Source organism: Vibrio sp. 1F169, assembly GCF_041439605.1.
In the GTDB taxonomy this organism is placed as follows: Bacteria; Pseudomonadota; Gammaproteobacteria; order Enterobacterales; family Vibrionaceae; genus Vibrio; species Vibrio tasmaniensis_A.
The window spans coordinates 95,925-121,922 of record NZ_JBGOOI010000001.1 but is presented as its reverse complement, the minus strand read 5'-3'; the positions used below and the strand labels follow the sequence as shown (position 1 = coordinate 121,922).

The following is a 25,998-nucleotide window of genomic DNA, read 5'->3' as shown; positions in this document are numbered from 1 at the left end:
TTACTTGTTATCTCGTTCTAGAGAGCGTTGACGTAAGAGCTTTTGTTGTTGATGGAGCGCAGCCTTGATCAACAAGTCTTGGTCAGTATCACGAAGATGAGCATATTTGAATTTGATTTCGAAGCCTGAATCTTTAGGTTCGCTAGCGAAGACCTCCGCGTAGCAATAGATAGCGGCGGCAGGGTGCTCGATAAAGAGCTTGGCTTTAACTAAGCGACCCGCTTCGATATCTGTTTTGGAAAAACACGAGAACTGACTCGCGCCAAATGAATACGTGTGGGTACGAAATTGTTCATCATCTTGTTGCGATAACATAAAGCTCAACAAGAGGTTTAATTTAGAGTTCTGTGCATCCAATAAACTGATGACATTCTTCAAGTCGCTGTTTTTCAGTTCGTTGCGAGCACTGTCGGCTAACAGGTCCAATTGGCTAAACTCACTTGCCACAACAAAAGGGGCAGGGATCTCCGATTCGAACTGAATCTGAGAAGGTAAAGCGAAGTTACTGTCCATTGGCTCAATATTAGCGGTAAGGCTGTGGTGAACGGTAAAAAACTCTTGTTCTGTCATGCGTTAGTTCCTTGAAGTGATCTATTGATTATCGCTATGTGGCCGCAGTAATCAAGGTCAGTTAATTGAAAGTCTCAAATAGTTGTTTGAAAGTTAGCTATTTGACAAGGTTTGTTTTTCAAGCCTAACTAATTGAGTTAATTCACCCTATATTTTCAATTAACCCCTACACAGTAACGGCAATACCCGTTACATTAACCCGCATCTCCTTTAGATGGTTCAAAGTATGTTTCATCCTATTTCATTGTTTGTTGGCCTGCGTTATTTGAAAGGCCGTTCAGGTGATCGCTTTAGCCGTTTTGTTTCTTATATGTCGACAGCCGGAATTACCATTGGTGTGCTGTCTCTGGTTACTGTTTTGTCGGTAATGAATGGATTCGAAGCGCAGTTAAAAGACCGAATTCTTGGTGTCCTTCCTCAAGCCGTCGTTTACGAGCAAGGAGGCACAACGTCACTTTCTGCTCAAGCACCTAGCTTTGCGGAGCAAATGTCGCTCAATGGCCACGTAGAACCTATTGTTCGTAGTGAAGCGGTGATCCAAAGTCCTGCTCAGTTATCTGCGGGCTTGTTAATTGGTATTGAGCCAAATTCCGATGACCCTCTTCAGAATCATTTAATTGCTGGCAGACTGTCTTCACTCAAGGCTGGTCAGTATCAGCTTTTCCTTGGTCATACATTAGCAAGAAACTTGAAAGTGTCTATGGGCGACAAAGTTCGCTTAATGGTGACCAGTGCCAGCCAATACACGCCGTTAGGACGTATTCCAAGCCAGCGAAATTTTACCGTAGCTGGCATTTTTAACACGGGTTCGGATATCGATGCTCAATTGATGGTTACCGACATCAAAGACGCAGGGCGATTGATGCGTTATAAGTCTGATACGATTTCAGGCTGGCGACTGTTTTTTGATGACCCATTTGAAGTGGCAGAACTATCAAACCAACCGCTACCGGAAGGTTGGGTGTGGAGCGATTGGCGAGACCAACGTGGCGAGCTATTCCAAGCCGTTCGAATGGAAAAAAACATGATGGGTTTGATGCTTGGGCTGATCATTGGTGTTGCTGCGTTTAACATTATTTCTGCGCTTATTATGGTGGTGATGGAGAAACAGTCCGAAGTCGCCATCTTAAAAACCCAAGGTATGCGTGATGGTCAAGTCATGGGGATCTTTATGGTTCAAGGTGCAAGTAGTGGTGTGATCGGCGCATTATCTGGTGGCATCCTGGGCGTGATTTTAGCTTCGAACCTCAATACTATTTTAGAGGCGATGGGTGTTGCTCTGTTTTCATTTGGTGGACAGTTGCCAATTTTAATTAACCCAATTCAAATCGCCGTTGTTGTGGTTCTGGCTATTGCACTTAGCTTGATTGCCACTGTCTTCCCTTCTTATCGTGCATCGTCTGTGAAACCTGCTGAGGCCCTTCGTTATGAGTAATTTTCTTCAATGTAATGATATCCGTAAAACGTACCGTGAAGGCTCGTTAGATACTGAGGTTCTCAAGGGCGTCAGCTTCGAAATAGAAAAGGGTGAGCTAGTCGCAATCATTGGTACATCCGGTTCAGGTAAAAGTACGCTATTGCATATTTTAGGGGCGTTGGATGATGCTTCTGATGGTAGTGTCAGCTTTCTCGGACAAGACTTAGCGTCTTTGAGTTCGAATAAGCAGGCTAAGCTTCGCAACCAGCATCTTGGCTTTGTTTATCAATTCCATCATCTTCTTTCTGATTTCTCAGCGTTAGAAAACGTAGCAATGCCGTTGTTGATAGGTGGAGAGAAGCCAGCGAAAGCTAAACAAGAAGCACAGTTGCTACTTGATAAAGTGGGGCTAAGTCATCGTGTTGACCACCGACCTTCAGAACTTTCAGGTGGTGAGAGGCAACGAGTGGCAATTGCTCGTGCATTGGTGAACAAGCCTGCGCTAGTGTTGGCGGATGAGCCGACTGGTAACCTAGACCACAACACAGCACTTTCTATTTACGACTTAATGCGCGAACTGAACCGTGAGTACGATACTGCCTTTTTGGTTGTGACTCACGATGGTGAACTTGCCGGTAAGATGGATCGCCAACTTCACATGCAAGATGGTTTACTGGTCAACGTAGAAAAAGAGGAGAGCTAAGTGTTTTCTTCTTTATCTCTATTGATAGGCGGCCGATTTAGCCGGGCGAAACAACGAGACAAAATGGTGTCGTTCATCTCCTTGTCTTCGACAATTGGTATTGCTGTTGGTGTCGCGGTAATCATTATCGGCTTATCTGCAATGAATGGTTTTGAGCGAGAGCTTCAATCACGAGTACTTTCTGTCATTCCTCACGGTGAGTTTGAGGGCGTGAATAAACCAGTAACTCGCTGGGAGCATGTGATTGAGGAGTCGGTAAAGCACGATAAAGTCGTTGCTGCTGCGCCTTATGTGAAAATTACCGCGCTTGCCGAAAAAGGCAAAGAGTTGAAAGCAATTGAAGTTCGCGGCGTTGACCCACAACTTGAGCAACAAGTATCGAGCCTATCGAGTTTTATCGATAAGCAAGCTTGGAGCGATTTTAAGGCAGGGCAACAACAAATCATTTTGGGCTCTGGTGTGGCCAATGTACTTGGCGCGAAAGTCGGTGATTACCTGACTCTGATGATCCCGACGGTGAATGGGTCGGTTAAGGTTCAAGCACCTAAACGTGTTCGAGTTAAAGTGGTTGGCTTGCTGACGCTTAATGGCCAAATTGACCACAGCTTAGCTTTGATCCCGATCGGCGATGCGCAAGTTTACGCAAACCTAGGCGAGGCAGTGACAGGGGTTTCTTTAAAAGTGACCGATGTTCTGAATGCGAACTCTATTGTGCGTGAGGTGGGTAACCAGCTTGATGTGTATGTGTATCTACGAAGCTGGCAACAGAAGTTTGGCTTCTTGTATCGAGATATTCAGTTGGTTCGCACCATTATGTATCTGGTGATGGTACTGGTTATTGGTGTTGCTTGTTTCAATATTGTCTCGACATTAATGATGGCAGTAAAAGACAGAGCATCAGAGATCGCGATTTTAAGAACCATGGGCGCATCGGACGGCCTTGTGAAACGCATTTTCGTTTGGCAGGGCGTATTCTCCGGTGTGTTAGGTAGTTTGGTGGGCAGTGTAATAGGCGTGTTAGTGGCGCTTAATCTCACGACACTTATCAAAGGGCTTGAAAGGCTAGTAGATCACCAGTTCTTGTCCGGTGACATCTATTTTGTCGACTTCTTGCCATCACAACTCGATATGACGGATGTTATTGTGGTTTCAGGTACAGCGATTGTATTGAGCCTATTGGCGACATGGTACCCAGCATCACGAGCAGCCAAGTTAAACCCTGCCTCGGTGCTTAGCTCGAAGTAATGCGCTTAGTAATACGTCATGTAGCATGATAGACAAATGGCATACACAAAAAAGGATCCCTGATGGGATCCTTTTTTTTTTGAATTCAATCTGCATTCTTTACGACTGTGGTTACATCCCAATATTGCAGAGTTCTGCGGTTCATCTGACTTTAACTTGTGTGCGGTTTAAGTGAAGCGCATACAAGGATAGATTGAACGACAAGGAAAAGTTGTCAGTACCTTGCTTGACGCTTCTTCCAACTTCTTACTACTGAGTAACGCCATAACCCGCGAATACCAAAGTAGCCAATCATTGCTGAAACCACGCCACAAATCAGGCAACCCAGTAAGAAAGGAGGCCCGATTGTATTCATTTGCGCCAAGATGAAGTCCCAAGACAATTCGAAATGGAAGGCTTGAGGTGGTACATGCATAACAAACGCCCCGACTTTATAAGCAAAGTAGAAGAGAACGGGCATAGTGACCGGGTTACTGATCCAAACAAGTGCGACAGCCAAAGGTAGGTTAACGCCACATGCGACAGCAAGGCCTGCAGACATAATCATTTGGCTTGGTAGAGGGACAAACGCCATGAATAACCCAACAGCGAATGCGCCAGCCGCAGAGCGACGATTAAGACACCATAAGTTGGGGTTGTACAAAACATTGCCAAAAACTTTCAATGCTTTCTGACGCTTGATTAGCTCATGGTCAGGCATAAATCGTTTGATAAACTTTCTTGGCATAGGAGGAAGCTACTCTCTTGTTTAACACTTGGTTCTTGATTTCATTTGCTGCGACAGTTGTGTCTGCCAGCTTCTGGCCTGTGATGCCTCATTGGGTTTGGGCACCATTGATGCTGTTGTTACTACTAGCATCAACAAAGTATAGCGTTTTCCGGAGTGCAAGAGGTCTAGCAACAGCATTGATACTAGTTATCTGCCTAGGGAATGTAATTGAAATACAAACGAGTCGTTTATTTCAATCAGGGCAGAATACTACCATAAATGCTTCGGTTGTTAGCCTTTTTAGTGAAAATAGCCACGGTTTTGAAAGCGTAATAGTAGCTAGATCAATTGGCGGCGAAAAATTAATCTTTCCTCAATTAATAAAATTACGTTTGTTTACTCCTTTTAAGTTAACACTCGGAGATGATGTCAATTTATCTGTGTATATAAAGCCTGTATGGGGCAAACTCAATGAAGCAGGCTTTGATTTAGAAAAGTATCTGTTTAGCGCAGGTGTGGTTGCCAATGCAATTTACAGATCTAATACAAAGTATCGTATTCATACCAATAGCAACTTACGGTCCTATTGGTTTGAAAACAGTCTTGAAAGGTTAAGTCAACTGGCAAATCAAGACCTCATTATGGCTTTGAGTTTTGGTTATCGAGACCTTATTCACTCTCAGCGTTGGGACTTACTTAAAAGCAGTGGTTTGATTCACTTGATGGCTATTTCGGGGCTGCATATTGGGATTGCCTTTGGTATCGGCTATCAAGTAGGAAAGGTATTCAGGTTACTATCATCTTCACTTCTTTGGTTGCCCACAATATTCGGAGTCGGCTTAGCCTATTTCTACAGTTGGTTTGCTGGGTTCACGCTGCCCACCTTGAGAGCTTTGGTGATGTGTATTATCGCCAGCTATTTCTTGTGGCGTGGGCAAAATATCAGTTTGTTTCGGTATGTCGCCTTAAGTCTGTGCGTGGTTCTGCTAATTTGGCCATTTTCAGCATTATCGAGTAGCTTCTGGTTGTCTTTTGGTGCGTTAGGTGCCGTTCTTTACATTGCGTTAAATAGTCAGTCATCCGATTCAAACTCAACATTTATCGACCGAGCACTGCACCTCTTCAAGATTCAGTTAATGCTGACATTCCTGATTGCTCCCTTTTCGATGCTGTTCTTTAATGGGGTCAGCTTAGTCTCTGTTTTCTACAACTTGCTCCTTTTACCTTGGGTGTCGATGGTGGTTATTCCACTATTGTTCCTGGCAATGTTCTTTAGCTTAATATTGGCGCCAGTATCAGGTGGCGTTGGCTTAACTACATTCAACAATGGTTTGTCTGAACAATTATGGATGTTGGTCGACTTATCGCTTGAGCCTCTCGTATTTAGTCTTCCTTTCTCTGAACGATTTTGGTTTCAAGTGGATAATCACACGATTGAGTTGTCTGTATTCCTCATCTTGTTTTTCGGTTTTGTCAGTCGATATTTCAAGCGAGCACTATCTATATTGATTATTACCGTGTTTGTACTGTGGTGGGAGTTCGGCAAGCCTCAACAAGACAAACTAACTATCGATATCTTGGATGTTGGTCACGGGTTGTCTTTGCTCTTAGAAAAGAACAATCAGATTGTTGTTTACGATCTTGGTAACGCATGGCCAGGAGGTTCCATTGTCGAATCCTTACTTATTCCTACTTTGAATCAGAGGGGAATTCATGAGTTGGAGGGTGTAATAGTGAGTCATTTCGATTCTGACCACGCTGGTGGCTATCCGTCGTTACTTGAAAATTACAACCCTAAGTGGGTAAGAGCCAGTCAGAATATCAGTCAACAAGGACAATCTACGATTCAAGAATCGTCAAATATTCAAGCATGTATTTTAGGAGAAGTATGGACTTGGCAAGGGGTTGCTTTTGAGGTCTTGTGGCCTCCCAAACAAGTGAAGAGGGCGTATAACCCACATTCGTGCGTGGTCAGGCTTTTTGACCCCGCTCTAGAGTTCTCGATGTTACTTACTGGTGATATTGAATTGGTCAGTGAGTGGTTACTTGCACGCGAAGGCGAACGGCTTCGAAGTGACGTAATTCTTGTTCCTCATCATGGTAGCAATACGTCTTCGATCGCCAGTTTTATTGAGGCCGTTTCACCTCAGTTAGCGATCGCTTCTTTGGCCAAAGGCAATCAATGGGGGATGCCGAGTGAATCCGTTATTGAACGTTATCACGACGCAGGGAGTGCTTGGCTTGATACTGGAGAAAGCGGCCAAATAACCATCAGTATTGGTCAAGAAGGTTGGCAATATCATGAGATTAGAGAACAACAAGGCAGACAGTGGTATAGGCAGATGCTTCGTAAGGGAGTAGAATAGGAAGATTATTGTGAGAAAATTAAGCGATTCTATGTCAACACAAACAGATGAAACTACCTGGGTCACATTTAAAAGACTTTGGACTTATATTCGACTATATAAGGCCGGCCTTGGTGTTGCGGTTATTGCGCTTATTATAAATGCTGTCACTGATACCTACATGATTTCCTTACTAAAGCCGTTACTTGATGAAGGCTTTGGTAATGCAGAATCTGACTTTTTACGTACGCTCCCTCTCATTATCTTTGTCATGATGTTCGTTCGTGGCATCAGTGGCTTTGTTTCAACTTATTGTTTGAGCTGGGTTTCAGGCAATGTGGTCATGGAAATTCGACGTAAAATATTCAGCCATTTTATGCATATGCCAGTTTCTTTTTTTGATAAAGAACAGACTGGTGCGCTGCTATCTCGAATTACTTACGATTCAGAGCAAGTCTCTGCGGCAACCAGTAAAGCATTAGTCAGTATTGTCCGTGAAGGTGCAAGTATTATTGGCCTGTTGACGCTGATGTTCTGGAATAGTTGGCAGTTGTCTTTGGTGTTGTTCGCTGTCGCCCCTCTTGTCGCGTGGGCAATCAGTATCGTATCGAAGCGATTCAGAAAGATCTCTAAGAACATGCAAACCAGTATGGGTCACGTCGCTTCTTCTGCAGAACAAATGCTGAAAGGACATAAAGTCGTTCTAACGTATGGCGGACAAGATCTAGAAAAACACCGCTTTGACCAAGTTAGTAACCAAATGCGCCAACAAAGCATGAAGCTAATCACTGCTCAAGCGGCCGCTAACCCAATTATTCAGATGATTGCATCACTTGCAATCGTAGTTGTTCTATTTCTTGCTAGTGTTGATTCAATTAAAGCAGAGCTTACTCCTGGTACGTTCACTGTTGTGTTCTCGGCGATGTTTGGTTTACTACGCCCACTAAAAGCTCTGACTAACGTAACGTCTGAATTCCAACGTGGTATGGCAGCGAGTACGACCCTATTTGGTTTGATGGATCTAGATACGGAACAAAATAAAGGTACGTTGAAGCCTGAAACCGTAGCGGGTGAAGTCGAAGTAAAAGATGTGACATTTACCTACCAAGGTGCAGAGAAAGCAGCGCTTGATAAGGTCAGTTTTAATATACCGAAAGGCAAGACAGTCGCACTTGTCGGCCGTTCAGGTTCGGGTAAGAGTACCATTGCGAACCTGTTTACTCGTTTTTATGACGTAGACTCTGGCTCTATTGAGCTTGATGGTCACGACATTCGTGATTATGAATTAAGAAATCTACGTGAGCACTTCGCTCTTGTTTCCCAGAATGTGCACCTATTTAACGATACGGTTGCGAACAACATCGCTTACGCAGCTGAAGAACAGTATTCACGTGAACAGATCGAACACGCGGCTAAACTTGCGCATGCAAGTGAGTTTATCGAAGGCATGGAAAATGGCATCGATACGGTTGTTGGCGAAAATGGCGCGAGCCTGTCTGGCGGTCAAAGACAGCGTATCGCGATTGCACGTGCTCTATTGAGAGATGCACCTGTTTTGATCCTTGATGAGGCGACATCTGCATTGGATACCGAGTCAGAAAGAGCGATTCAATCTGCGTTAGAAGAGCTGCAGAAAGACAAAACAGTACTCGTTATCGCACACCGACTTTCTACTATCGAGCAAGCTGATGAGATACTTGTGGTTGATGATGGGCATATTGTAGAAAGAGGTGCACATGCCGAGCTCATCGCCCTTGATGGCGCTTATGCACAACTACACCGAATTCAGTTCAGCGGATAAGATTAGGTCTTGTTGTGATCGAAAAAATTTGGTTTAACAATCACCCATTAAAATACTTTCTCTGGCCGCTATTATGGCCATTGAGTCTGTTGTTCAAAATGATCAGCGGTCAACGTCGTGATGCTTATCTATCGGGGAAAAAAGAGACCTATCGCCCACCTTTACCCGTGATTGTTGTTGGTAATATTACCGCTGGCGGCAATGGCAAAACACCAGTTGTGATTTGGTTGGTAGAGATGCTTCAGGCTCACGGCTTTAAGCCCGGCGTTGTTTCTCGAGGTTATGGGGCGAAAGCACCAAACTATCCGTTAGTGTTGGATGAAAACACGCCAGCAGAGCACTCTGGTGATGAGCCTCGTTTGATTCGTAAGCGAACTGGTGCGCCTGTAGCGGTTGACCCTGTGCGCGCAAACGCAGTAAAGGCTTTGCTGAGCGAAGGGGTTAATGTCATCATCACTGACGACGGCCTTCAGCATTATGCACTTGAACGCGATATTGAATTTGCTGTTATCGACGGTGCGAGACGCTTTGGTAGTGAGTGCCTAATTCCTTTGGGCCCATTAAGAGAGCCTATATCTCGTTTAGATGACGTAGACTTTTTGGTTAATAATGGCGGTAAAGCGCACGGGCGAGAGTTCTCGATGTCTTTGCTTCCAAGCCAAGCGGTTAACCTGAAGACGGGTCAGAAAAGGTCTGTGGCAGAATTACAGAAGCTGGTGGCTTTTGCTGGTATCGGTCACCCACCACGCTTTTTCAAAACATTGGAAAACCTTGATGGTGACGTGGTTTACACGCAGGGCTTCGCTGACCATCAAGATTTTGATAAAGATGAACTTCATGCCTTGGCAAAAAAAGGTATGAATATGATTATGACAGAAAAAGACGCTGTAAAATGCGAAGAATATGCGCAAGATAACTGGTGGTATCTTCCAGTTTCTGCGCAGTTTGATGAAGATTCGCAACAGCAAATTTTAAAAAGAATAAAAGAGGTTATGGAATACTATGGATCACCGTCTACTTGAGATCGTTGCTTGCCCTGTATGTAAAGGTAAACTAACTTTTGACAAGGATAAGCAAGAGCTTGTTTGTAAAATTGATCGCCTTGCTTACCCAATTAAAGAGGGTATTCCTGTTCTTTTAGAACCTGAAGCTCGCACCGTTTCAATGGATGAGGGTAAGTAATGTCTTATACGGTTGTTATACCTGCAAGATACCAATCGAGCCGTTTACCAGGTAAGCCACTGGCTGACATTGGTGGCAAGCCGATGATTCAATGGGTATACGAACAGTCAATGAAGGCGGGTGCCGATAACGTTATTATCGCTACCGACGACGCTCGAGTTGAAAAAGCGGCCAAAGCATTTGGCGCGACCGTTTGTATGACATCACCGAATCATGAATCAGGCACTGAGCGTCTAGCTGAAGTGATTGAAGTTATGAAGATTCCAGATGATCATATTATCGTGAATGTTCAAGGTGATGAGCCACTTATCCCACCTGCGATCATTAATCAGGTCGCGAACAACCTTGCGAACAGTACAGCTCCGATGGCAACACTCGGTGTGGAAATTACACATGCTGACGAAGTGTTTAATCCTAACGCCGTAAAAGTTGTGACCGACAAAGATGGGTATGCCCTGTACTTTAGCCGAGCTACTATTCCTTGGGATCGCGATGCTTACGCGAACAATGGTACAGCTGCTGAATCTCCACTGCTTCGTCACATTGGCATTTACGCTTACCGTGCGGGTTTTATTAATACCTATATCAATTGGGAACCAAGTACCCTTGAGCGTATTGAGTGCCTAGAGCAGCTACGTGTACTTTGGTACGGTGAAAAAATCCATGTAGACGTTGCGGCAGAAGCACCTGCAGCTGGTGTTGATACGCCAGAAGACCTAGAAGCGGTTCGAGCTATTATTGGCTAAGCGTCTTTTAGCGACTACTTCTTTGCTCTACAAAAATGCAAAATCATGAGCCTTGCTTATCGCGAGGCTTTTTTATGCCTAAAGAGAAGCGGATGACAGCCTTATTTATCTAAGTTAACGGATATTGAGTTGGTTGCATGGGTTTCTGTAGCATCACCCCGGAATTATCTGAGATTTACCTCGCTCGACTTGCAAATTTTCTCTATAATATGCCGCCTATAAAGTAGTGGCGAATCGCTAGTACAGAATAAAACTTACGACAAAACGTGGAGTAAAAGATGCCTTCTCAAAGCCCAGTGATTACGGTTGATGGACCAAGTGGTGCAGGTAAAGGTACCCTGTGTATGTTACTAGCAGATAAGCTAGGCTTTCATCTTCTAGACTCAGGCGCGATCTATCGCGTATTGGCTTTAGCGGCAATTCACCATGGCGTGGATACTGAATCAGAAGATGCTTTAGTACCGCTTGCAACTCACTTAGATGTTCAGTTTATCGCTGAAGGTGAGCTAGTGAAGGTTATCTTAGAAGGCGAAGATGTGTCTGGTGAACTTCGTAAAGAAGAGACGGGCATGGCGGCTTCAAAAGTCGCTGCTTTACCTCGCGTTCGTGAAGCACTGTTACGTCGTCAACGTGCTTTTAGCGCAGCTCCTGGTTTAGTTGCAGACGGTCGTGACATGGGAACCGTTGTATTTGTTGAAGCTGAAGCGAAAATATTTTTAGATGCAAGTGCTGAAGAGCGCGCGAGTCGTCGCCTTAAACAGTTGCAACAGAAGGGGTTAGATGTTAAATTTGACGACCTTTTGAGCGAGATCCAAGAGCGAGACGATCGAGATCGTAATCGCCCAGTGGCGCCACTTCGCCCTGCAGAGGATGCTCTAGTGCTTGATTCCACCTCAATGAATATTGAGCAGGTAGTCGAAAAAGCACTACACTATATTGAATCGAAACTGGCTGGGTAATTTCGCCGAGCTAGTACGAACGTTGGTCGCAAGGATGATGACCGGCGAATTTATCAACCCCATGCGGTAGGATACCCATGGACGTTTAATTATTGAAGATTAAATAATGACTGAATCTTTTGCTCAACTCTTTGAAGAGTTTCTATCTGAAACTGAATTCCAACAAGGCAGCATCGTTAAAGGTACTGTAGTAGCTATCGAGAACGGTTACGTTCTTGTAGACGCTGGTCTTAAGTCTGAATCTGCTATCCCTGCTGAACAATTCAAGAACGCTGCTGGCGAACTTGAAGTTGAAGTTGGTGCTGAAGTAGACGTAGCTCTAGACGCTGTTGAAGATGGTTTCGGTGAAACTCAACTTTCTCGTGAGAAAGCTAAGCGTCACGAAGCTTGGATCGTACTTGAGAAAGCTTGTGAAGAAGCTGAAACTGTTGTTGGTATCATCAACGGTAAAGTTAAAGGCGGTTTCACTGTTGAACTTAACGGTATCCGTGCTTTCCTTCCAGGTTCTCTAGTAGACGTGCGTCCTATCCGTGACACTGCTCACCTAGAAAACAAAGAGCTAGAGTTCAAAGTAATCAAGCTAGACCAGAAGCGTAACAACGTTGTTGTTTCTCGTCGTGCTGTTATCGAATCTGAAAACAGTGTTGAGCGTGACGAACTTCTTGAAACTCTACAAGAAGGTACTGAAGTTAAAGGTATCGTTAAGAACCTTACTGACTACGGTGCATTCGTTGATCTTGGCGGTGTTGACGGTCTTCTACATATCACAGATATGGCTTGGAAGCGCGTTAAGCACCCATCAGAGATCGTTAACGTTGGTGACGAAATCCTAGTTAAAGTTCTTAAGTTCGATCGTGAGCGCACTCGTGTTTCACTAGGTCTTAAGCAACTAGGCGAAGATCCATGGGTAGCAATCGCTAAGCGTTACCCAGAAGGTCACAAGCTTTCTGGTCGTGTTACAAACCTAACTGACTACGGCTGCTTCGTTGAAATCGAAGAAGGCGTTGAAGGTCTAGTACACGTTTCTGAAATGGATTGGACTAACAAGAACATCCACCCTTCTAAAGTTGTTAATGTTGGCGACGAAGTTGAGGTTATGGTTCTTGATATCGACGAAGAACGTCGTCGTATCTCTCTAGGTCTGAAACAGTGTAAAGCTAACCCATGGCAGTCATTTGCAGAAATGCAAGCTAAGGGCGACAAAGTTACTGGTAAGATCAAGTCTATCACTGACTTTGGTATCTTCATCGGTCTAGAAGGCGGTATCGACGGTCTTGTACACCTATCTGACATTTCTTGGAACGCTGCCGGCGAAGAAGCTGTACGTGAATACAAGAAAGGCGACGAAATCTCTGCTGTTGTTCTAGCAGTAGATGCAGAGCGTGAGCGTATTTCTCTTGGCGTTAAGCAAATGGAAAACGACCCGTTCAACGCATACGTTGCTGACAACAAGAAAGGTGTTCTTGTAAACGGTACTGTAACTGCAGTTGACGCTAAAGGCGCTACTATCGAGCTAATCGAAGGCGTTGAAGGCTACCTACGTGCTTCTGAAGTTTCTCGTGACCGTATCGAAGATGCATCTCTAATCCTAAGCGTTGGCGACAGCGTTGAAGCGAAGTTCACTGGTGTAGACCGTAAGAACCGCGTAATCAACCTATCTATCAAAGCTAAAGATGAAGCTGATGAGCAAGAAGCAATGGCTTCACTGAACAAGTCTGATGAAGGCGCGTTCGGTAACGCAATGGCAGACGCATTCAAAGCTGCTAAAGGCGAATAATAGCTTCTCATTAAGAGAATTATAGCTATCTAGCCAAGAAAGGAGCCGTAAGGCTCCTTTTTTTTTGCTTATTTTTCCTATAGGTCTATAATTTCTAAAAAGAAAACCAACGAGGGTAACTATGACTAAGTCTGAATTGATTGAAAGACTGTGCGCTGAGCAAACGCATCTTTCTGCAAAAGAAATTGAAGACGCTGTAAAAGACATTTTAGAGCACATGGCTTCAACACTAGAAAGTGGTGATCGAATCGAAATTCGCGGCTTTGGCAGCTTTTCTCTGCATTACCGTGAACCTCGTGTTGGACGTAATCCTAAAACTGGTGACAAGGTTGAGTTGGAAGGTAAATACGTTCCTCACTTCAAACCAGGTAAAGAGCTACGCGAGCGAGTAAACTCAGGGTTGTAGACTAATTATCGGAATTAAGAAAAGCGGTATACTATAATGTATGCCGCTTTTTTATGACCATAATATGGTGGTCTGATTAGTAATTTTCCTGCATAATCGTACAGCTAACTAATCAATGAGTGATGAACTATGAAAATTATAAAAATAGTCGCTGTTATCGCACTTTTCCTAATGGCACTGGCTTTAGGCTCTCAAAACCAAACAATTGTGAATTTCAATTATTTGCTAGCGCAAGGTGACTTCCACCTCTCAAGCTTGCTAGGTGTTGTATTCGTTTCAGGTTTTGCTCTTGCTTGGTTAGTCTTTGGAAATATGCACATGCGATCTCAACTAAAAATTCATCGCTTGAAGAAGCAACTCAATAAGCAATCAAAGCAGGTCGCTGCTGAAACTAAAGCTTAAAGGCCATATTTGATGTTAGAGTTACTGTTCTTACTTTTGCCCATCGCAGCCGCTTATGGTTGGTATATGGGTAATCGTAATGCTCAGCAAGAAAAACAAAAGCAATCACACCAGATCTCCCGCCAATACGTGACGGGTTTGAACCTATTACTGTCAGACCAATCTGACAAAGCGGTTGATCACTTCATTGAATTACTTCAAGTAGACAATGAAACCATCGATACTCATTTGGCTTTGGGCAACTTGTTCCGCTCAAGAGGCGAAGTCGACCGCGCTATTCGTATTCACCAAAATCTTATCTCTCGATCTGGGCTTACCCTTGATCAAAAAAACCTCGCATTGCAACAATTAGCTAAAGACTATACGGTCTCAGGCTTTCTTGATCGCGCAGAGAAAATTTTTGAACAGCTTGTAGAAGAGCCTGATCATAAAGAAGGCGCTTTACAGCAGTTGGTTGCCATTTATCAGCAAACGCGTGAGTGGAATAAAGCGATTCATTACGGGAATATCTTAGTTAAACTGAGCAAGAAGAAAATGAAGACGCGTGCGATGGTTGCACACTTCTGGTGTGAGCTTGCGATGCAAGAACAAGCCGACGGCAACCGCCCTAAAGCGCTTCAGCACTTCAAGAAGGCCCTTTCAGAAGACCCTAAATGTGTTCGAGCCAGTATTGCTTTAGGAAAATTCTATTTAGCCAATGAAGATTATCACAAGACAATTACTTATTTAGAGTCAGTTCTCGAGCAAGATATCGACTTCATTAGTGAAGTCCTGCCAACGCTTGCTGAGTGTTACCACAAACTTGGACAAGAAGCGCAGTTGGTCGAGTTCCTTAAAGCGTGTATTCAGAAGAAAGCCGGTGTTTCCGCTGAGTTGATGCTGGCTCAACTCGTTGCCGACCATGAAGATGTTGGCTCTGCTCAAGAGCTACTGACAAAGCAGCTTGTTAAAAACCCAACCATGAAAGGTTTTTATCGATTAATTGATTATCACCTAGAGGAAGCGGAAGAAGGTAGAGCCAAAGACAGCTTAACAACGCTTCAATCTATGGTTGGTGAACAACTCAAGGTTAAGCCTCATTACCGATGCCGTCAGTGTGGTTTCTCAACTCACTCAATGTATTGGCACTGCCCTTCATGTAAGGGGTGGGGAACGATCAAGCCTATTCGTGGGCTTGATGGTGAATAGATTTGTGGTCATTTTAAGACCAAATTATTAATTGCAGCTTTCGGGCTGCATTTTTATGACTGTTATTTATGGCCTGATTGGTATAAATATTTTGTAGAAAGTTAACTGCGTTAGGAGATGAAATGAACGACCAAAAAATCATTGTAGCATTGGATTATGATAACCAAGCGGATGTGTTAGCCTTTGTCGATCGTATTGACCCAGCATCTTGCCGCCTAAAAGTTGGCAAAGAGATGTTTACTCTGTTTGGCCCTGAATTTGTTCGTGAATTACATAAACGTGGTTTCTCTGTGTTTTTGGACCTTAAGTTCCACGATATCCCGAACACATGTTCAAAGGCGGTACGTGCTGCCGCTGAGATGGGCGTGTGGATGGTGAACGTGCACGCGAGTGGTGGCGAGCGTATGATGACGGCTTCTCGTGAAATTTTGGAACCATATGGTAAAGATCGTCCATTGTTAATCGGTGTGACGGTACTAACCAGTATGGAGCAATCTGACTTAGCGGGTATCGGTCTGGATCTAGAGCCACAGCAACAAGTGATGCGCTTAGCGTCTTTGACTAAAAACTCAGGCCTAGACGGTGTTGTATGTTCTGCACAAGAGGCTTCTTTGCTCAAAGGTGCACTTGGTCAGGAGTTCAAACTAGTAACTCCAGGTATTCGTCCTGTAGGCGCTGATGTTGGTGACCAGAAGCGTATCATGACGCCTTCTAAGGCGATTGAGTCAGGTTCTGACTATCTTGTTATCGGTCGTCCAATTACTCAAGCAGCAGACCCTGCATCAGTACTTGCTGAAATCAACGGCACGCTAGCTTAAGCTTATCATTAAGTCGTAATTCCAATAAAGAAGGCCAGCAATTTGCTGGCCTTCTTATAGGTGTACTAAATACAGAATTGGTCTGGAGTAGACTTGTTCTAAACGGCTTAAACCGGAGCGCCACTATGAAACTTAAAGTCGCTGTCTTCTGAAGTGATAAGCTCTGCTTCAACTTGCGCAAAATGAGCAATACGCTCAGAGATATCTTTCCCTGCGATTTTTTCCGCGAGTTCAAGATAGTCTTGATAGTGACGAGCTTCTGAACGAAGTAGAGATACGTAAAACTTTTCCATGTCTTCTTCTAAGAAAGGAGCCAGCTTAGCAAAGCGTTCACAAGAGCGAGCTTCAATAAATGCACCGATAATAAGCTTATCAACCAGAGCATCAGGCTCGTAAGTTTTAACTTGCTTGATTAACCCCTTAGCGTAGCGACCCGCCTCGATCGGTTGATAAGTCACGCCTTTTTTTACCATTAATTCCATCACTTGGTAGAAGTGATGCAGCTCTTCTTTGATCAGCAATACCATCTTATCGATCAAGTCAGCACCGTAATTACAGCCTTCTTTCGCTGTAATTTGCTTTGATACATTGCTTTTACCACGTAGAGACTCTAAGTCTCCAATACGACGGTAAGCAAATTGCTCGTAGGGCAAAATCCACTCATTCAGTTGCTTCGCGCTTTCTTTATCTACCGCATATTTACGGATAAGGAACAAAGCACTTTGAGCTGCTTTAAGTTCACAAAGCATGTGATCGCGTAGAATGATATGAAGGTTTTCAGGCTTCTTGGCTTCATCTATCCATGAATCTGGCGTTTCAGCTTTAAGAAAAGAGTGTATAGGGGCTAATAATTCTTGATACATGGTAAGGGCAAGTTTGTTGATAATGCGGGATTTTATCATAGCTTAAGAGATCCCCCTATACGGAGAAAGGAAATTCCACAGGTACAAAAAAGGCCGCTAATTTAAATAGAGCGGCCTTTAAGTGTTGAGTTAGAGCGTTACCATTTTTTCTTCTGACCGAATAGAGCATCCATGTCATCTTCACGCTCTTTCGATTCCATCTGCTGTAAATCTTCTGCGTTTTTATTTAGGCGCTTCTGATCAAGATCGTCAAGCATCTGTTGTAGCTTGTCTTTCGCTTGATTGGAGTATGCGTCGTTTTTAGTGGCTAATGCATCGATGCCTTTGCGCAACAGTTGAATCGCTGTGCCAGGCTGTCCACGAGATATCGAGTCATTTGCACGTTTGATAACATTCTCGATGTTGATGCGAATTTGGATTGTTTCTAAGCGAGCGTTTTCAACCACAAAAGCTTGAGTATTAAAACGTCCTTTATTGTGCTCGTTACGAACCGTGTCACGCAAGCGTTTAACTAGCTTAAGCATCATGATTGCTTGTTTGTCACTACTAGGCATGCGAAAAGCGGTGCTTTCGCCCCCTTGGTGGTTCTCTTTAAGCTGAGTGATTTGTTGCTTTACGCTTTCGATGCGTTGGGCAAGCTGCTTATTTTTAGGATCGAGTTCATACATATTAACTAATGCATCAAGAATTCGATTGTTTAAGCATATAAGAAGATCTTGGCTAAACGGCATGTGGTGAGCATTGCCAATTAACTCTTCTGTTCCATCTATAATGGTTAGATAACGAGAAGCTTCCTGTTTCTTCGTTGTTTCTACCTTAACTTTGTATTGAAGCATGATGTTGTAGCCTAAAACCAACACCAAAAGCACGGCTACCAAGGCGATTATTAAACCAATATTCATATATTTGTGTCTGCTTATTGTTTTCTATAGCTAACTAGAGAGGATACACGATTCCATTGTGTATAGGCACTTGTAAATTACAATTTTTGATTATCTCTTGTTGAGCGCAATCGGCAATCAAAATTTACTAACTAATGTGTGAGAATGAGGAGTGGCTTACAAAGCGTCAGTGATATTTTTATTTGTTACGCTTTAAAAGCTCGATATTTCTGTCATTTTAGTTCTCGAAGCGTTATAACTATTAATTATATTACACGAGACTATAACGCTCTATTTGCAAATAAGTTAGCGCAGAAATGAGTAAAGGATTACGAGGTTAGATATGAAGTTACAGCAACTGAAGTACATTGTTGAGGTTCTAAACCATAACCTAAATGTTTCAGCGACAGCAGAGAGTTTGTACACATCTCAGCCCGGCATAAGTAAACAGGTTAGATTACTTGAAGATGAGCTAGGCATTCAAATATTTGAGCGTAGCGGTAAGCATTTAACTCAGGTTACACAAGCCGGTGAGGATATTATTCGTATCTCTCAAGAGATTTTGGCTCGTGTTGAGAGTATTAAAGCGGTTGCGGGTGAGCACACTCATCCTGAGATGGGCACATTGAATATTTCAACCACTCATACTCAAGCTCGTTATGCACTCCCTGATGTGATTAAAGGTTTCACGGCGCGTTATCCAAAAGTGTCGCTTCACATGCATCAAGGCACGCCAAGCCAGATGTCAGAAGCGGTAGCTAAGGGTACAGCGAACTTTGCGATTGCAACGGAAGCGCTACACCTTTATCAAGATGCAATTATGCTGCCTTGTTATCATTGGAACCGTTCGATCGTGGTAACGAAAGATCACCCTCTTGCACAGAAACGAAATATCTCGATTGAAGATCTTGCCGCTTATTCTCTCGTGACTTATGTATTTGGTTTTACTGGCCGTTCCGAGCTGGATACAGCATTTAACAAAGTAGGCTTAACACCGCGTGTTGTGTTTACCGCGACGGATGCTGATGTGATTAAAACTTATGTTCGGATGGGAATCGGGGTGGGTGTAATTGCAAGCATGGCGATTGACCACGAGCAAGATACAGACTTGGTTGCTATTGACGCGAGCCACTTGTTTGGTGCGAGTACCACAAGTATTGGCTTTAGAAAGGGTACTTTCTTACGTTCTTACATGTTCGATTTCATGGAGCGTTTTGCACCGCACTTAACTCGCCCAGTAGTTGAGCAAGCTATTTCTTTGAAATCGAATGAAGAGATCGAAGAGATGTTTAAAGACATCGACTTACCCGTTCGCTAAGGGTCATAGTCTTGCCTAGATACCCAATTCGGCCTGTTTACAGGCCGTTTTCATTTAACATTTGTGGTTTGCTTGCTGGTAGGTAGTCTTTATACAACCTCAATTTGTAACCTTCCTTTCCATTTTGGCCTCTTACCCCTACAATCCTCGCACCATAGGGGGAAGCATGTATTCACGATTTAAAATACTCGATTCATTTTTGCTAGAGCACCAGATTTACTGGCGTTCAGAGCCTTTTCACCTATGCCAAACTCACGATCAGCCATGGACAGACGTGAACCTTCCACTTGTCGATTGGTTAGATGGTTTGAGTATTGAACGCATTCAAACGCTAAAAGAACAGCCTCAAGTTCTGATTTCGGAACTTATGCGTTTTCTCCCAGAGTTAGGGAATGCCAATCAACACATCCAGTTTGATAATTCGGCTTTAGTTGGGCTTGATCTTCCGCGCGGTACTGCCGATGGTATCCCCGGCAGAAAGCTGCAACAAATTGTCGCGATGGGAGAGGCTTCATTAAAAGAGCATCATGGTAAAGAGTGGCTTGAATGGTGTTCTGGCAAAGGCTTTCTCGGTCGAATCTTATCTCAGCAATCAGCTCAAAAGGTCACTAGCTTTGAGTGGCAACAATCGTTGTGTGAAAGCGGGCAAAAGATTGCAGATGACCAGAAACTAGAGATGGACTTTGTTCAAGGTGACGCGTTTTCAAAAGATGCAGATCGGGTGTTTAACTCAAATCAACATGCTGTTGCTCTTCACGCTTGTGGTGATCTTCATGTTGAATTAGTGAAGAAATCTGTTTCACATGGGCTTCCTGCAGTCACCATTTCTCCATGTTGCTACCATCTTATTCGCGATGAAAGCTACCAAGCGATGTCATCCGTTGCGAAAAGCTCAGCATTAACGTTGAGCAAGAGCGACTTAAGAATCCCGCTTCAAGAAACCGTCACTGGTGGTGAAAGAGTAAAAAGACACCGTCAGTCAGAAATGAGTTACCGATTAGGCTTTAGCCAACTACTTAAGGGTGAGCTTGGTGTCGACGAGTACATTCCTGTACCAAGCATCAAGAAATCGGAGCTATCCGAAGGCTTTGAATCATTTTGTTGCTGGGCATCTGAAGTGAAAGATATATCGCTGGGTTCAGATATTGATTTTGACTCTTATTTAATTCAAGGCGAAGCGCTTTTCTGGGAAATGGAAAAGCTGAGTTTAGTTCAACAAGTTTTTAGAAGACCTTTAGAGATATGGTTGGCCTTAGATCGTGCCATTTATCTGCAAGAACAAGGTTATCAAGCTTCGATTGAAGAGTTCTGCGAACGTAGTGTAACGCCAAGAAACCTATTGATTCATGGGGTTAAGATCGAGCGCTAGCGGTAAACAGCACTGGTACGTGTTTTTACGATCTAAAATCATGAATGCAAAATAAAGCTATAAGTACAAAAAAGTGATAAATACAAAAAAGCCAGCGCGACATTATGTCGTACTGGCTTTTTGTTTAATGTGTATGAGTTAACTGAACGCTTCAACGAGAAGGTTATTGCGTTCAGTTAGCCATTACATCATTAATTAAACATCGCGATTGCTTCTGCAGGCGCTACGTATTCTAGGTCAAAGCTCTCTGCAACTTCTTTACAAGTCACTTTACCGTGGATTACGTTTAGGCCTTCTAGGAAACCTTCATCAGATAGAAGTGCTTCGCGGTAGCCTTTGTTCGCTAGCTTAACAATGTAAGGAAGTGTTGCATTGTTTAGTGCGTAAGTAGAAGTACGAGCAACGGCACCTGGCATGTTAGCAACACAGTAGTGAACTACGTCATCAACGATGTAAGTTGGATCAGCGTGAGTCGTTGCATGTGAAGTTTCAAAACAACCACCTTGGTCGATTGCAACATCAACAACCGCTGAACCTGGCTTCATCTTAGCGATGTGATCTTTTGTAACAAGTTTAGGAGCGGCTGCGCCTGGGATTAGCACTGCACCAATCACTAGGTCAGCTTCTAGAACATGCTTCTCAATAGCGTCTTCAGTAGAATAAACCACTTTTGCGCGACCTTGGAATTCTTCATCAAGACGACGAAGAGTATCTACGTTGCGATCAAGAATGGTTACATCAGCGCGAAGGCCAACAGCCATACGTGCTGCGTTAGCACCAACAACACCGCCGCCAACAACAACAACTTTTGCTGGCTCAACACCTGGAACGCCGCCAAGAAGAAGACCACAACCACCGTTAGATTTCTCTAGTGTTTGTGCACCTGCTTGAATAGACATGCGACCAGCGACTTCAGACATTGGTGCTAATAGTGGCAAGCGACCCATATTATCTGTTACAGTCTCATAGGCTACGCAGACAGCTTTGCTCTTGATTAGCTCTTCCGTTTGTGGAAAATCTGGTGCAAGGTGTAAATAGGTAAATAATATTTGCCCTTCGCGAAGCATAGCTCGCTCGACAGCTTGAGGTTCTTTAACCTTTACAATCATTTCTGCTTTCGCGAAAACGTCAGCAGCAGTAGGAAGAATGGATGCGCCTACAGCGATGTAATCATCGTCTGAAAAACCGATACCATTACCGGCATTGGTTTCTACAAAAACTTGGTGGCCGTGTGAGATTAGTTCTCTCACGCTAGCTGGGGTCATACCAACGCGGTATTCGTGGTTCTTGATTTCCTTAGGTACGCCAATGATCATCCTGACTCCTCATTTTATTTTGGTTGTTTTATCTATGTGTAGGGTAATTCTGTCGAATTAATATCTAGTATAGATATGTTTAAGTAAAATTTGATACTGAATATTAAAAAGTTGTAGTATATTTTTTTGCAAGGAAGTAATAAGGTGGAATAAAAAATGGCAGACAATTATAAGAAGCCGTCCAAGGAACTAGATCGTATTGACCGCAACATTCTTAATGAGTTGCAAAAAGACGGTCGTATCTCAAACGTTGAACTCTCAAAACGAGTAGGACTTTCTCCAACTCCATGTCTTGAGCGTGTTCGTCGTTTAGAGCGTCAAGGTTACATTACTGGGTACACAGCATTGCTGAACCCACAGTACCTTGATGCTTCACTTTTAGTGTTTGTTGAAATTACGTTGAACCGTGGTGCGCCAGATGTGTTCGAACAATTCAACACCGCTGTGCAGAAACTGGATGACATCCAAGAGTGTCATTTAGTGTCGGGTGATTTTGACTATCTTCTAAAAACACGTGTATCTGATATGGGTGCTTACCGTAAGCTACTGGGTGATACGTTACTTCGTCTACCAGGCGTAAACGACACTCGAACTTACGTTGTAATGGAAGAAGTGAAACAAACCAATCAACTTGTGATTAAAACTCGTTAATCACAATTGGTGAAATGAAAGAAAGCGGACATTTGTTCCGCTTTCTTGCTTTCTGGAATTGGGTTTTTCTGTTTGATATGGTTAAATCAACAGTAGTTTCATTGAAACGAGCGGCTATTGCCGCTCGAGATGTTTTTATCCCGTTTAATTATTAAGTTGGTTTATGTTCAAGCAGAGCAGTAATAAAGTAGAAACAATCATTAAAACGAGTGAAGAGCCTCAGTCTCCTCGTTTAAGTGGTTCTCAACGTCTAAAAGAGTGCAGCCTAATTCTAGGTGTTCTCTTCTCTATTCTACTTGCCGTTGCGTTATTAACTTTTAGCCCTGCTGACCCATCATGGTCGCAAACGGCTTGGAGTGGTGATATTCAAAATGCAGGAGGCTACGTAGGTGCATGGTTGGCGGATACGCTTTTCTTTGTGTTTGGTTCTTTAGCTTATCCTTTACCTATCTTGGTGACGGTTGCTGCGTGGGTATTATTCCGTAAACGTAATGAAGATGAGCAGATCGATTTCATGCTGTGGGGTACTCGTTTACTTGGACTGACTGTCCTTGTTCTTACTAGCTGTGGTTTAGCGGATATCAACTTCGATGATATTTGGTACTTTTCATCTGGTGGTGTAGTCGGTGATGTATTAACAAGTCTTGCACTTCCAACGCTGAACGTTCTGGGCAGTACGTTGGTTCTTCTTTTCTTATGGGGAGCTGGCTTTACCCTATTAACGGGCATTTCTTGGTTAAGTATTGTTGAATGGTTAGGCGAGTGTGCAATCAAATTCTTTACGTCAGCCGTTAATAAGGCGCGCGGCCAAGATCAAGAGCTGCTTGAACCTCAGTTAACAGAATCGGCAGACCGCGATTTAATCGAAGAACGTCATCAAGAGCCGAGTTACCGTGATGTTCCTGCTTTAGAAGATAACAAAGAATCAAAAGAGCATGATCTACTAGATCCTGCGATGAGCTTCTCAGCGACCAATGAGTCTTCAGGCGAGGCTACAAATGCGCTAGACAGTGCCGCGTCGCCGAAGCGCCATTACAATATTCATATGCCTGTCGAGGCGCCAGCGAAGCAAGACGCTTCAGCTCAAGAAGTGTCTGATATTCAACGTCAACCTGAAGTTGAACCTGAGCCGATCCCTGCTGCGCCTGTTTACCAAGCGCCAGAAGAACCATTAGAAGAAGGTATTGAGCGTTCGAAGCAGTTGAATGCAACGATAGAGCAGCTTGAGCACGCCGCTATGTATGAAGATGATCTAGCGGCTCAAGAGCAAGTTGACGCACATGAATCTCAGGTTGCGTACCAACAATACATGCAAAACGAACAAGCGGAAGTTAGTCCAACTCATAGTGATTTTGATAGTGCTGAAACAGCAACGGATAGTTCCTCTGAAGTCGAGGGTGAACTCGGTGCAGAAGACGTTCAGCCTGAATCTTTATATGCTTCGCCAGTGGATGAAACAGAAGAAACAATCGAAGACGATTCTTCAGTGCAAGCATCTCCGTTTGATATGGCGGAAGAGCAAGATGAACAAACTTCAGTGTTCCAACCGGTATCGATTGAAGATGTTAATACTGAGCAACAAGAGCCTTTCGCTGCCCAGCAAGGTAATGCGGAGTTTGAACAAGCTAACGAACAAACTGAAGAGCTTGCTGTTGATCTTCCATGGGAAGAAGTCACGGAAGATGAGTCTGTGCACCAAGACCAAGACCAAGACCAAGATGTAGCAGCATTCCAAAATCTGGTATCTGAAGCGCAAGCGAATATGGCGGCGACACAAAACCCGTTCTTGGTACAGCAAGATGTGAATTTGCCCAAACCTGCCGAGCCATTGCCAACACTTGAGCTGTTGTTCCACCCTGAAAAACGTGAAACCTTTATTGACCGCGATGCACTAGAGGCGATTGCTCGTCTTGTTGAATCTAAATTAGCCGATTACAAAATCAAAGCTGATGTGGTTGATATCTTCCCTGGCCCTGTCATCACTCGATTCGAACTCGATCTGGCTCCTGGCGTGAAAGTGAGCCGTATTTCTGGTCTTTCTATGGACTTAGCGCGTTCACTTTCTGCATTGGCAGTGCGGGTCGTAGAGGTAATACCGGGTAAACCTTATGTTGGTTTGGAATTGCCGAACATGAGCCGTCAAACCGTATTCTTCTCCGATGTGGTAGGTAGCCCTCAGTTCCAAGAAGCGACGTCACCAACGACCGTTGTTCTAGGACAAGATATTGCAGGTGAAGCGGTTATTGCTGATTTATCGAAGATGCCACACGTACTGGTTGCAGGTACCACCGGTTCTGGTAAGTCGGTGGGTGTGAACGTGATGATCTTGAGTATGCTTTACAAGGCATCGCCAGAAGACGTTCGTTTCATCATGATTGACCCGAAAATGTTGGAATTGTCTATCTATGAAGGTATTCCACATCTATTGTCTGAAGTCGTTACTGACATGAAAGATGCGTCTAACGCCCTTCGTTGGTGTGTTGGCGAAATGGAACGTCGTTATAAACTGATGTCGGCACTTGGTGTTCGTAACATTAAAGGCTACAACGACAAATTGAAGATGGCTGCGGAAGCGGGTCACCCAATTCATGATCCTCTGTGGAAACCGGGCGACAGCATGGACCCTGAAGCACCATTATTGGAAAAACTGCCTTACATCGTAGTTGTCGTCGATGAATTCGCCGATTTAATCATGGTAGTAGGTAAGAAAGTTGAAGAATTGATTGCTCGTTTGGCACAAAAAGCACGTGCGGCGGGTGTTCACTTGATCCTAGCGACTCAGCGCCCGTCAGTGGATGTTATTACGGGTCTTATTAAAGCCAATATCCCGACACGTGTAGCCTTTACTGTATCAACCAAAACGGACTCTCGAACGATTCTTGACCAAGGTGGTGCAGAATCATTATTGGGTATGGGTGATATGTTGTACTTACCACCGGGTTCAAGCCACACAACTCGTGTACACGGTGCGTTTGCATCTGATGATGATGTACACGCGGTCGTGAATAACTGGAAAGCACGTGGTAAGCCAAACTATATTGAAGAGATTACGAACGGCGACCAAACCCCAGAAACACTGTTACCAGGTGAGAAAATGGAAGGCGATGAAGAAGTCGATCCTCTGTTTGATCAAGTTGTCGAACACGTTGTCCATTCACGTCGTGGTTCAGTTTCTGGTGTGCAACGTCGATTTAAGATCGGCTACAACCGTGCCGCACGAATTGTTGAGCAATTAGAAGCTCAAGGTATTGTCAGTGCGCCAGGACATAACGGTAACCGAGAAGTCTTGGCGCCAGCGCCACCAAAAGATTAGTTCCAATAGGAACTCATAA

Annotated in this window: 23 protein-coding genes; 18 read left to right on the top strand and 5 right to left on the bottom strand. The window is 43.9% G+C overall.

What is annotated here, in order from left to right; genetic code table 11:
• Positions 1-570 (bottom strand): hypothetical protein, encoded by a 570-nt coding sequence (locus ACED53_RS00550; RefSeq protein WP_009847150.1) that lies wholly within the window; start codon positions 568-570, stop codon positions 1-3.
• 226 nt (positions 571-796) lie between these two features.
• On the opposite strand from ACED53_RS00550, the gene lolC reads away from it, so the two are divergent.
• Genes lolC through lolE form a run of 3 tightly spaced genes read left to right on the top strand, consistent with a single transcriptional unit; the run spans position 797 to position 3,935 of the window.
• Positions 797-2,005: a lipoprotein-releasing ABC transporter permease subunit LolC gene (gene lolC / locus ACED53_RS00545; RefSeq protein WP_032499387.1), complete on the top strand. Its 1,209-nt coding sequence runs from the start codon at positions 797-799 to the stop codon at positions 2,003-2,005.
• Complete coding sequence (lolD, locus tag ACED53_RS00540; RefSeq protein WP_009847148.1) at positions 1,998-2,690, top strand: lipoprotein-releasing ABC transporter ATP-binding protein LolD; 693 nt, start codon at positions 1,998-2,000, stop codon at positions 2,688-2,690. The genes lolC and lolD overlap by 8 nt, the downstream gene beginning before the upstream one ends.
• Positions 2,691-3,935, top strand: coding sequence for a lipoprotein-releasing ABC transporter permease subunit LolE (lolE, locus tag ACED53_RS00535; protein WP_017101613.1), 1,245 nt, complete (start codon positions 2,691-2,693; stop codon positions 3,933-3,935). It begins immediately after the preceding gene.
• 214 nt (positions 3,936-4,149) lie between these two features.
• Here lolE and ACED53_RS00530 read toward each other — a convergent pair whose 3' ends face one another.
• Positions 4,150-4,662: a DUF2062 domain-containing protein gene (locus ACED53_RS00530; protein WP_009847146.1), complete on the bottom strand. Its 513-nt coding sequence runs from the start codon at positions 4,660-4,662 to the stop codon at positions 4,150-4,152.
• Positions 4,663-4,877: 215 nt separating this feature from the next.
• Between ACED53_RS00530 and ACED53_RS00525 the strand changes: the two genes are divergently transcribed.
• From ACED53_RS00525 to pyrF, 11 genes are all read left to right on the top strand, one after another.
• Complete coding sequence (locus ACED53_RS00525; protein ID WP_371692538.1) at positions 4,878-7,010, top strand: DNA internalization-related competence protein ComEC/Rec2; 2,133 nt, start codon at positions 4,878-4,880, stop codon at positions 7,008-7,010.
• 31 nt (positions 7,011-7,041) lie between these two features.
• Positions 7,042-8,790 (top strand): lipid A ABC transporter ATP-binding protein/permease MsbA, encoded by a 1,749-nt coding sequence (gene msbA, locus ACED53_RS00520; protein ID WP_009847143.1) that lies wholly within the window; start codon positions 7,042-7,044, stop codon positions 8,788-8,790.
• A gap of 14 nt (positions 8,791-8,804) precedes the next feature.
• Positions 8,805-9,812 carry a tetraacyldisaccharide 4'-kinase gene (gene lpxK / locus ACED53_RS00515; RefSeq protein ID WP_017101615.1) on the top strand — a complete coding sequence of 336 codons (1,008 nt, stop codon included), beginning with the start codon at positions 8,805-8,807 and terminating at the stop codon, positions 9,810-9,812.
• Positions 9,793-9,972, top strand: coding sequence for a Trm112 family protein (locus ACED53_RS00510; RefSeq protein ID WP_004736429.1), 180 nt, complete (start codon positions 9,793-9,795; stop codon positions 9,970-9,972). Before lpxK ends, ACED53_RS00510 begins: the two co-directional genes overlap by 20 nt.
• Positions 9,972-10,718, top strand: coding sequence for a 3-deoxy-manno-octulosonate cytidylyltransferase (kdsB, locus tag ACED53_RS00505; protein WP_009847141.1), 747 nt, complete (start codon positions 9,972-9,974; stop codon positions 10,716-10,718). Before ACED53_RS00510 ends, kdsB begins: the two co-directional genes overlap by 1 nt.
• Before the next feature lie 278 nt (positions 10,719-10,996).
• Positions 10,997-11,677 carry a (d)CMP kinase gene (cmk, locus tag ACED53_RS00500; protein WP_009847140.1) on the top strand — a complete coding sequence of 227 codons (681 nt, stop codon included), beginning with the start codon at positions 10,997-10,999 and terminating at the stop codon, positions 11,675-11,677.
• 106 nt (positions 11,678-11,783) lie between these two features.
• On the top strand, positions 11,784-13,454 hold the full coding sequence (gene rpsA / locus ACED53_RS00495) for a 30S ribosomal protein S1 (RefSeq protein WP_012604398.1): 1,671 nt from the start codon (positions 11,784-11,786) through the stop codon (positions 13,452-13,454).
• Between the two features lie 121 nt (positions 13,455-13,575).
• Entirely contained in the window at positions 13,576-13,860 is a 285-nt protein-coding gene (gene ihfB, locus ACED53_RS00490) for an integration host factor subunit beta (protein WP_010439923.1), read from the top strand.
• Positions 13,861-13,989: 129 nt separating this feature from the next.
• Complete coding sequence (locus ACED53_RS00485) at positions 13,990-14,262, top strand: LapA family protein (RefSeq protein WP_012604397.1); 273 nt, start codon at positions 13,990-13,992, stop codon at positions 14,260-14,262.
• 12 nt (positions 14,263-14,274) lie between these two features.
• Complete coding sequence (gene lapB, locus ACED53_RS00480) at positions 14,275-15,450, top strand: lipopolysaccharide assembly protein LapB (RefSeq protein ID WP_009848862.1); 1,176 nt, start codon at positions 14,275-14,277, stop codon at positions 15,448-15,450.
• Positions 15,451-15,572: 122 nt separating this feature from the next.
• Positions 15,573-16,268 carry an orotidine-5'-phosphate decarboxylase gene (gene pyrF / locus ACED53_RS00475; RefSeq protein ID WP_017101616.1) on the top strand — a complete coding sequence of 232 codons (696 nt, stop codon included), beginning with the start codon at positions 15,573-15,575 and terminating at the stop codon, positions 16,266-16,268.
• A gap of 107 nt (positions 16,269-16,375) precedes the next feature.
• Here the strand turns inward: pyrF and ACED53_RS00470 are convergent, their stop codons facing one another.
• Both ACED53_RS00470 and ACED53_RS00465 read right to left on the bottom strand, forming a co-directional pair.
• Positions 16,376-17,170, bottom strand: a complete 795-nt coding sequence (locus tag ACED53_RS00470; protein WP_017101617.1) for a tRNA-(ms[2]io[6]A)-hydroxylase — start codon at positions 17,168-17,170, stop codon at positions 16,376-16,378.
• A gap of 98 nt (positions 17,171-17,268) precedes the next feature.
• Entirely contained in the window at positions 17,269-18,033 is a 765-nt protein-coding gene (locus tag ACED53_RS00465) for a hypothetical protein (protein WP_009848859.1), read from the bottom strand.
• Positions 18,034-18,355: 322 nt separating this feature from the next.
• Between ACED53_RS00465 and cysB the strand changes: the two genes are divergently transcribed.
• Positions 18,356-19,330, top strand: a complete 975-nt coding sequence (gene cysB / locus ACED53_RS00460) for an HTH-type transcriptional regulator CysB (protein WP_009848858.1) — start codon at positions 18,356-18,358, stop codon at positions 19,328-19,330.
• A 166-nt stretch (positions 19,331-19,496) separates the two neighbouring features.
• Entirely contained in the window at positions 19,497-20,699 is a 1,203-nt protein-coding gene (locus ACED53_RS00455; protein ID WP_017101618.1) for a methyltransferase, read from the top strand.
• Positions 20,700-20,890: 191 nt separating this feature from the next.
• On the opposite strand, the gene ald is transcribed toward ACED53_RS00455, so the two are convergent.
• Positions 20,891-22,015, bottom strand: coding sequence for an alanine dehydrogenase (gene ald, locus ACED53_RS00450; protein WP_012604392.1), 1,125 nt, complete (start codon positions 22,013-22,015; stop codon positions 20,891-20,893).
• A gap of 156 nt (positions 22,016-22,171) precedes the next feature.
• Between ald and lrp the strand changes: the two genes are divergently transcribed.
• Both lrp and ACED53_RS00440 read left to right on the top strand, forming a co-directional pair.
• Positions 22,172-22,666, top strand: a complete 495-nt coding sequence (gene lrp, locus ACED53_RS00445) for a leucine-responsive transcriptional regulator Lrp (RefSeq protein WP_004734558.1) — start codon at positions 22,172-22,174, stop codon at positions 22,664-22,666.
• 163 nt (positions 22,667-22,829) lie between these two features.
• The gene (locus ACED53_RS00440) at positions 22,830-25,979 is read left to right on the top strand and encodes a DNA translocase FtsK 4TM domain-containing protein (protein ID WP_102579821.1); all 3,150 of its coding nucleotides are present in this window, start codon (positions 22,830-22,832) and stop codon (positions 25,977-25,979) included.
• Positions 25,980-25,998: the final 19 nt, after the last annotated feature.

What these genes read in the sequence shown, in the direction of transcription:
- ald (WP_012604392.1), bottom strand. Translation starts at nt 22,015, where the DNA reads ATGATCATTGGCGTACCTAAGGAAATCAAGAACCACGAATACCGCGTT.
- ACED53_RS00485 (WP_012604397.1), top strand. Translation starts at nt 13,990, where the DNA reads ATGAAAATTATAAAAATAGTCGCTGTTATCGCACTTTTCCTAATGGCA.
- cysB (WP_009848858.1), top strand. Translation starts at nt 18,356, where the DNA reads ATGAAGTTACAGCAACTGAAGTACATTGTTGAGGTTCTAAACCATAAC.
- lolC (WP_032499387.1), top strand. Translation starts at nt 797, where the DNA reads ATGTTTCATCCTATTTCATTGTTTGTTGGCCTGCGTTATTTGAAAGGC.
- lrp (WP_004734558.1), top strand. Translation starts at nt 22,172, where the DNA reads ATGGCAGACAATTATAAGAAGCCGTCCAAGGAACTAGATCGTATTGAC.
- ACED53_RS00455 (WP_017101618.1), top strand. Translation starts at nt 19,497, where the DNA reads ATGTATTCACGATTTAAAATACTCGATTCATTTTTGCTAGAGCACCAG.
- ACED53_RS00510 (WP_004736429.1), top strand. Translation starts at nt 9,793, where the DNA reads ATGGATCACCGTCTACTTGAGATCGTTGCTTGCCCTGTATGTAAAGGT.
- kdsB (WP_009847141.1), top strand. Translation starts at nt 9,972, where the DNA reads ATGTCTTATACGGTTGTTATACCTGCAAGATACCAATCGAGCCGTTTA.
- ihfB (WP_010439923.1), top strand. Translation starts at nt 13,576, where the DNA reads ATGACTAAGTCTGAATTGATTGAAAGACTGTGCGCTGAGCAAACGCAT.
- ACED53_RS00530 (WP_009847146.1), bottom strand. Translation starts at nt 4,662, where the DNA reads ATGCCAAGAAAGTTTATCAAACGATTTATGCCTGACCATGAGCTAATC.
- rpsA (WP_012604398.1), top strand. Translation starts at nt 11,784, where the DNA reads ATGACTGAATCTTTTGCTCAACTCTTTGAAGAGTTTCTATCTGAAACT.
- ACED53_RS00465 (WP_009848859.1), bottom strand. Translation starts at nt 18,033, where the DNA reads ATGAATATTGGTTTAATAATCGCCTTGGTAGCCGTGCTTTTGGTGTTG.
- msbA (WP_009847143.1), top strand. Translation starts at nt 7,042, where the DNA reads ATGTCAACACAAACAGATGAAACTACCTGGGTCACATTTAAAAGACTT.
- ACED53_RS00470 (WP_017101617.1), bottom strand. Translation starts at nt 17,170, where the DNA reads ATGATAAAATCCCGCATTATCAACAAACTTGCCCTTACCATGTATCAA.
- cmk (WP_009847140.1), top strand. Translation starts at nt 10,997, where the DNA reads ATGCCTTCTCAAAGCCCAGTGATTACGGTTGATGGACCAAGTGGTGCA.
- ACED53_RS00550 (WP_009847150.1), bottom strand. Translation starts at nt 570, where the DNA reads ATGACAGAACAAGAGTTTTTTACCGTTCACCACAGCCTTACCGCTAAT.
- ACED53_RS00440 (WP_102579821.1), top strand. Translation starts at nt 22,830, where the DNA reads ATGTTCAAGCAGAGCAGTAATAAAGTAGAAACAATCATTAAAACGAGT.
- lapB (WP_009848862.1), top strand. Translation starts at nt 14,275, where the DNA reads ATGTTAGAGTTACTGTTCTTACTTTTGCCCATCGCAGCCGCTTATGGT.
- lolD (WP_009847148.1), top strand. Translation starts at nt 1,998, where the DNA reads ATGAGTAATTTTCTTCAATGTAATGATATCCGTAAAACGTACCGTGAA.
- pyrF (WP_017101616.1), top strand. Translation starts at nt 15,573, where the DNA reads ATGAACGACCAAAAAATCATTGTAGCATTGGATTATGATAACCAAGCG.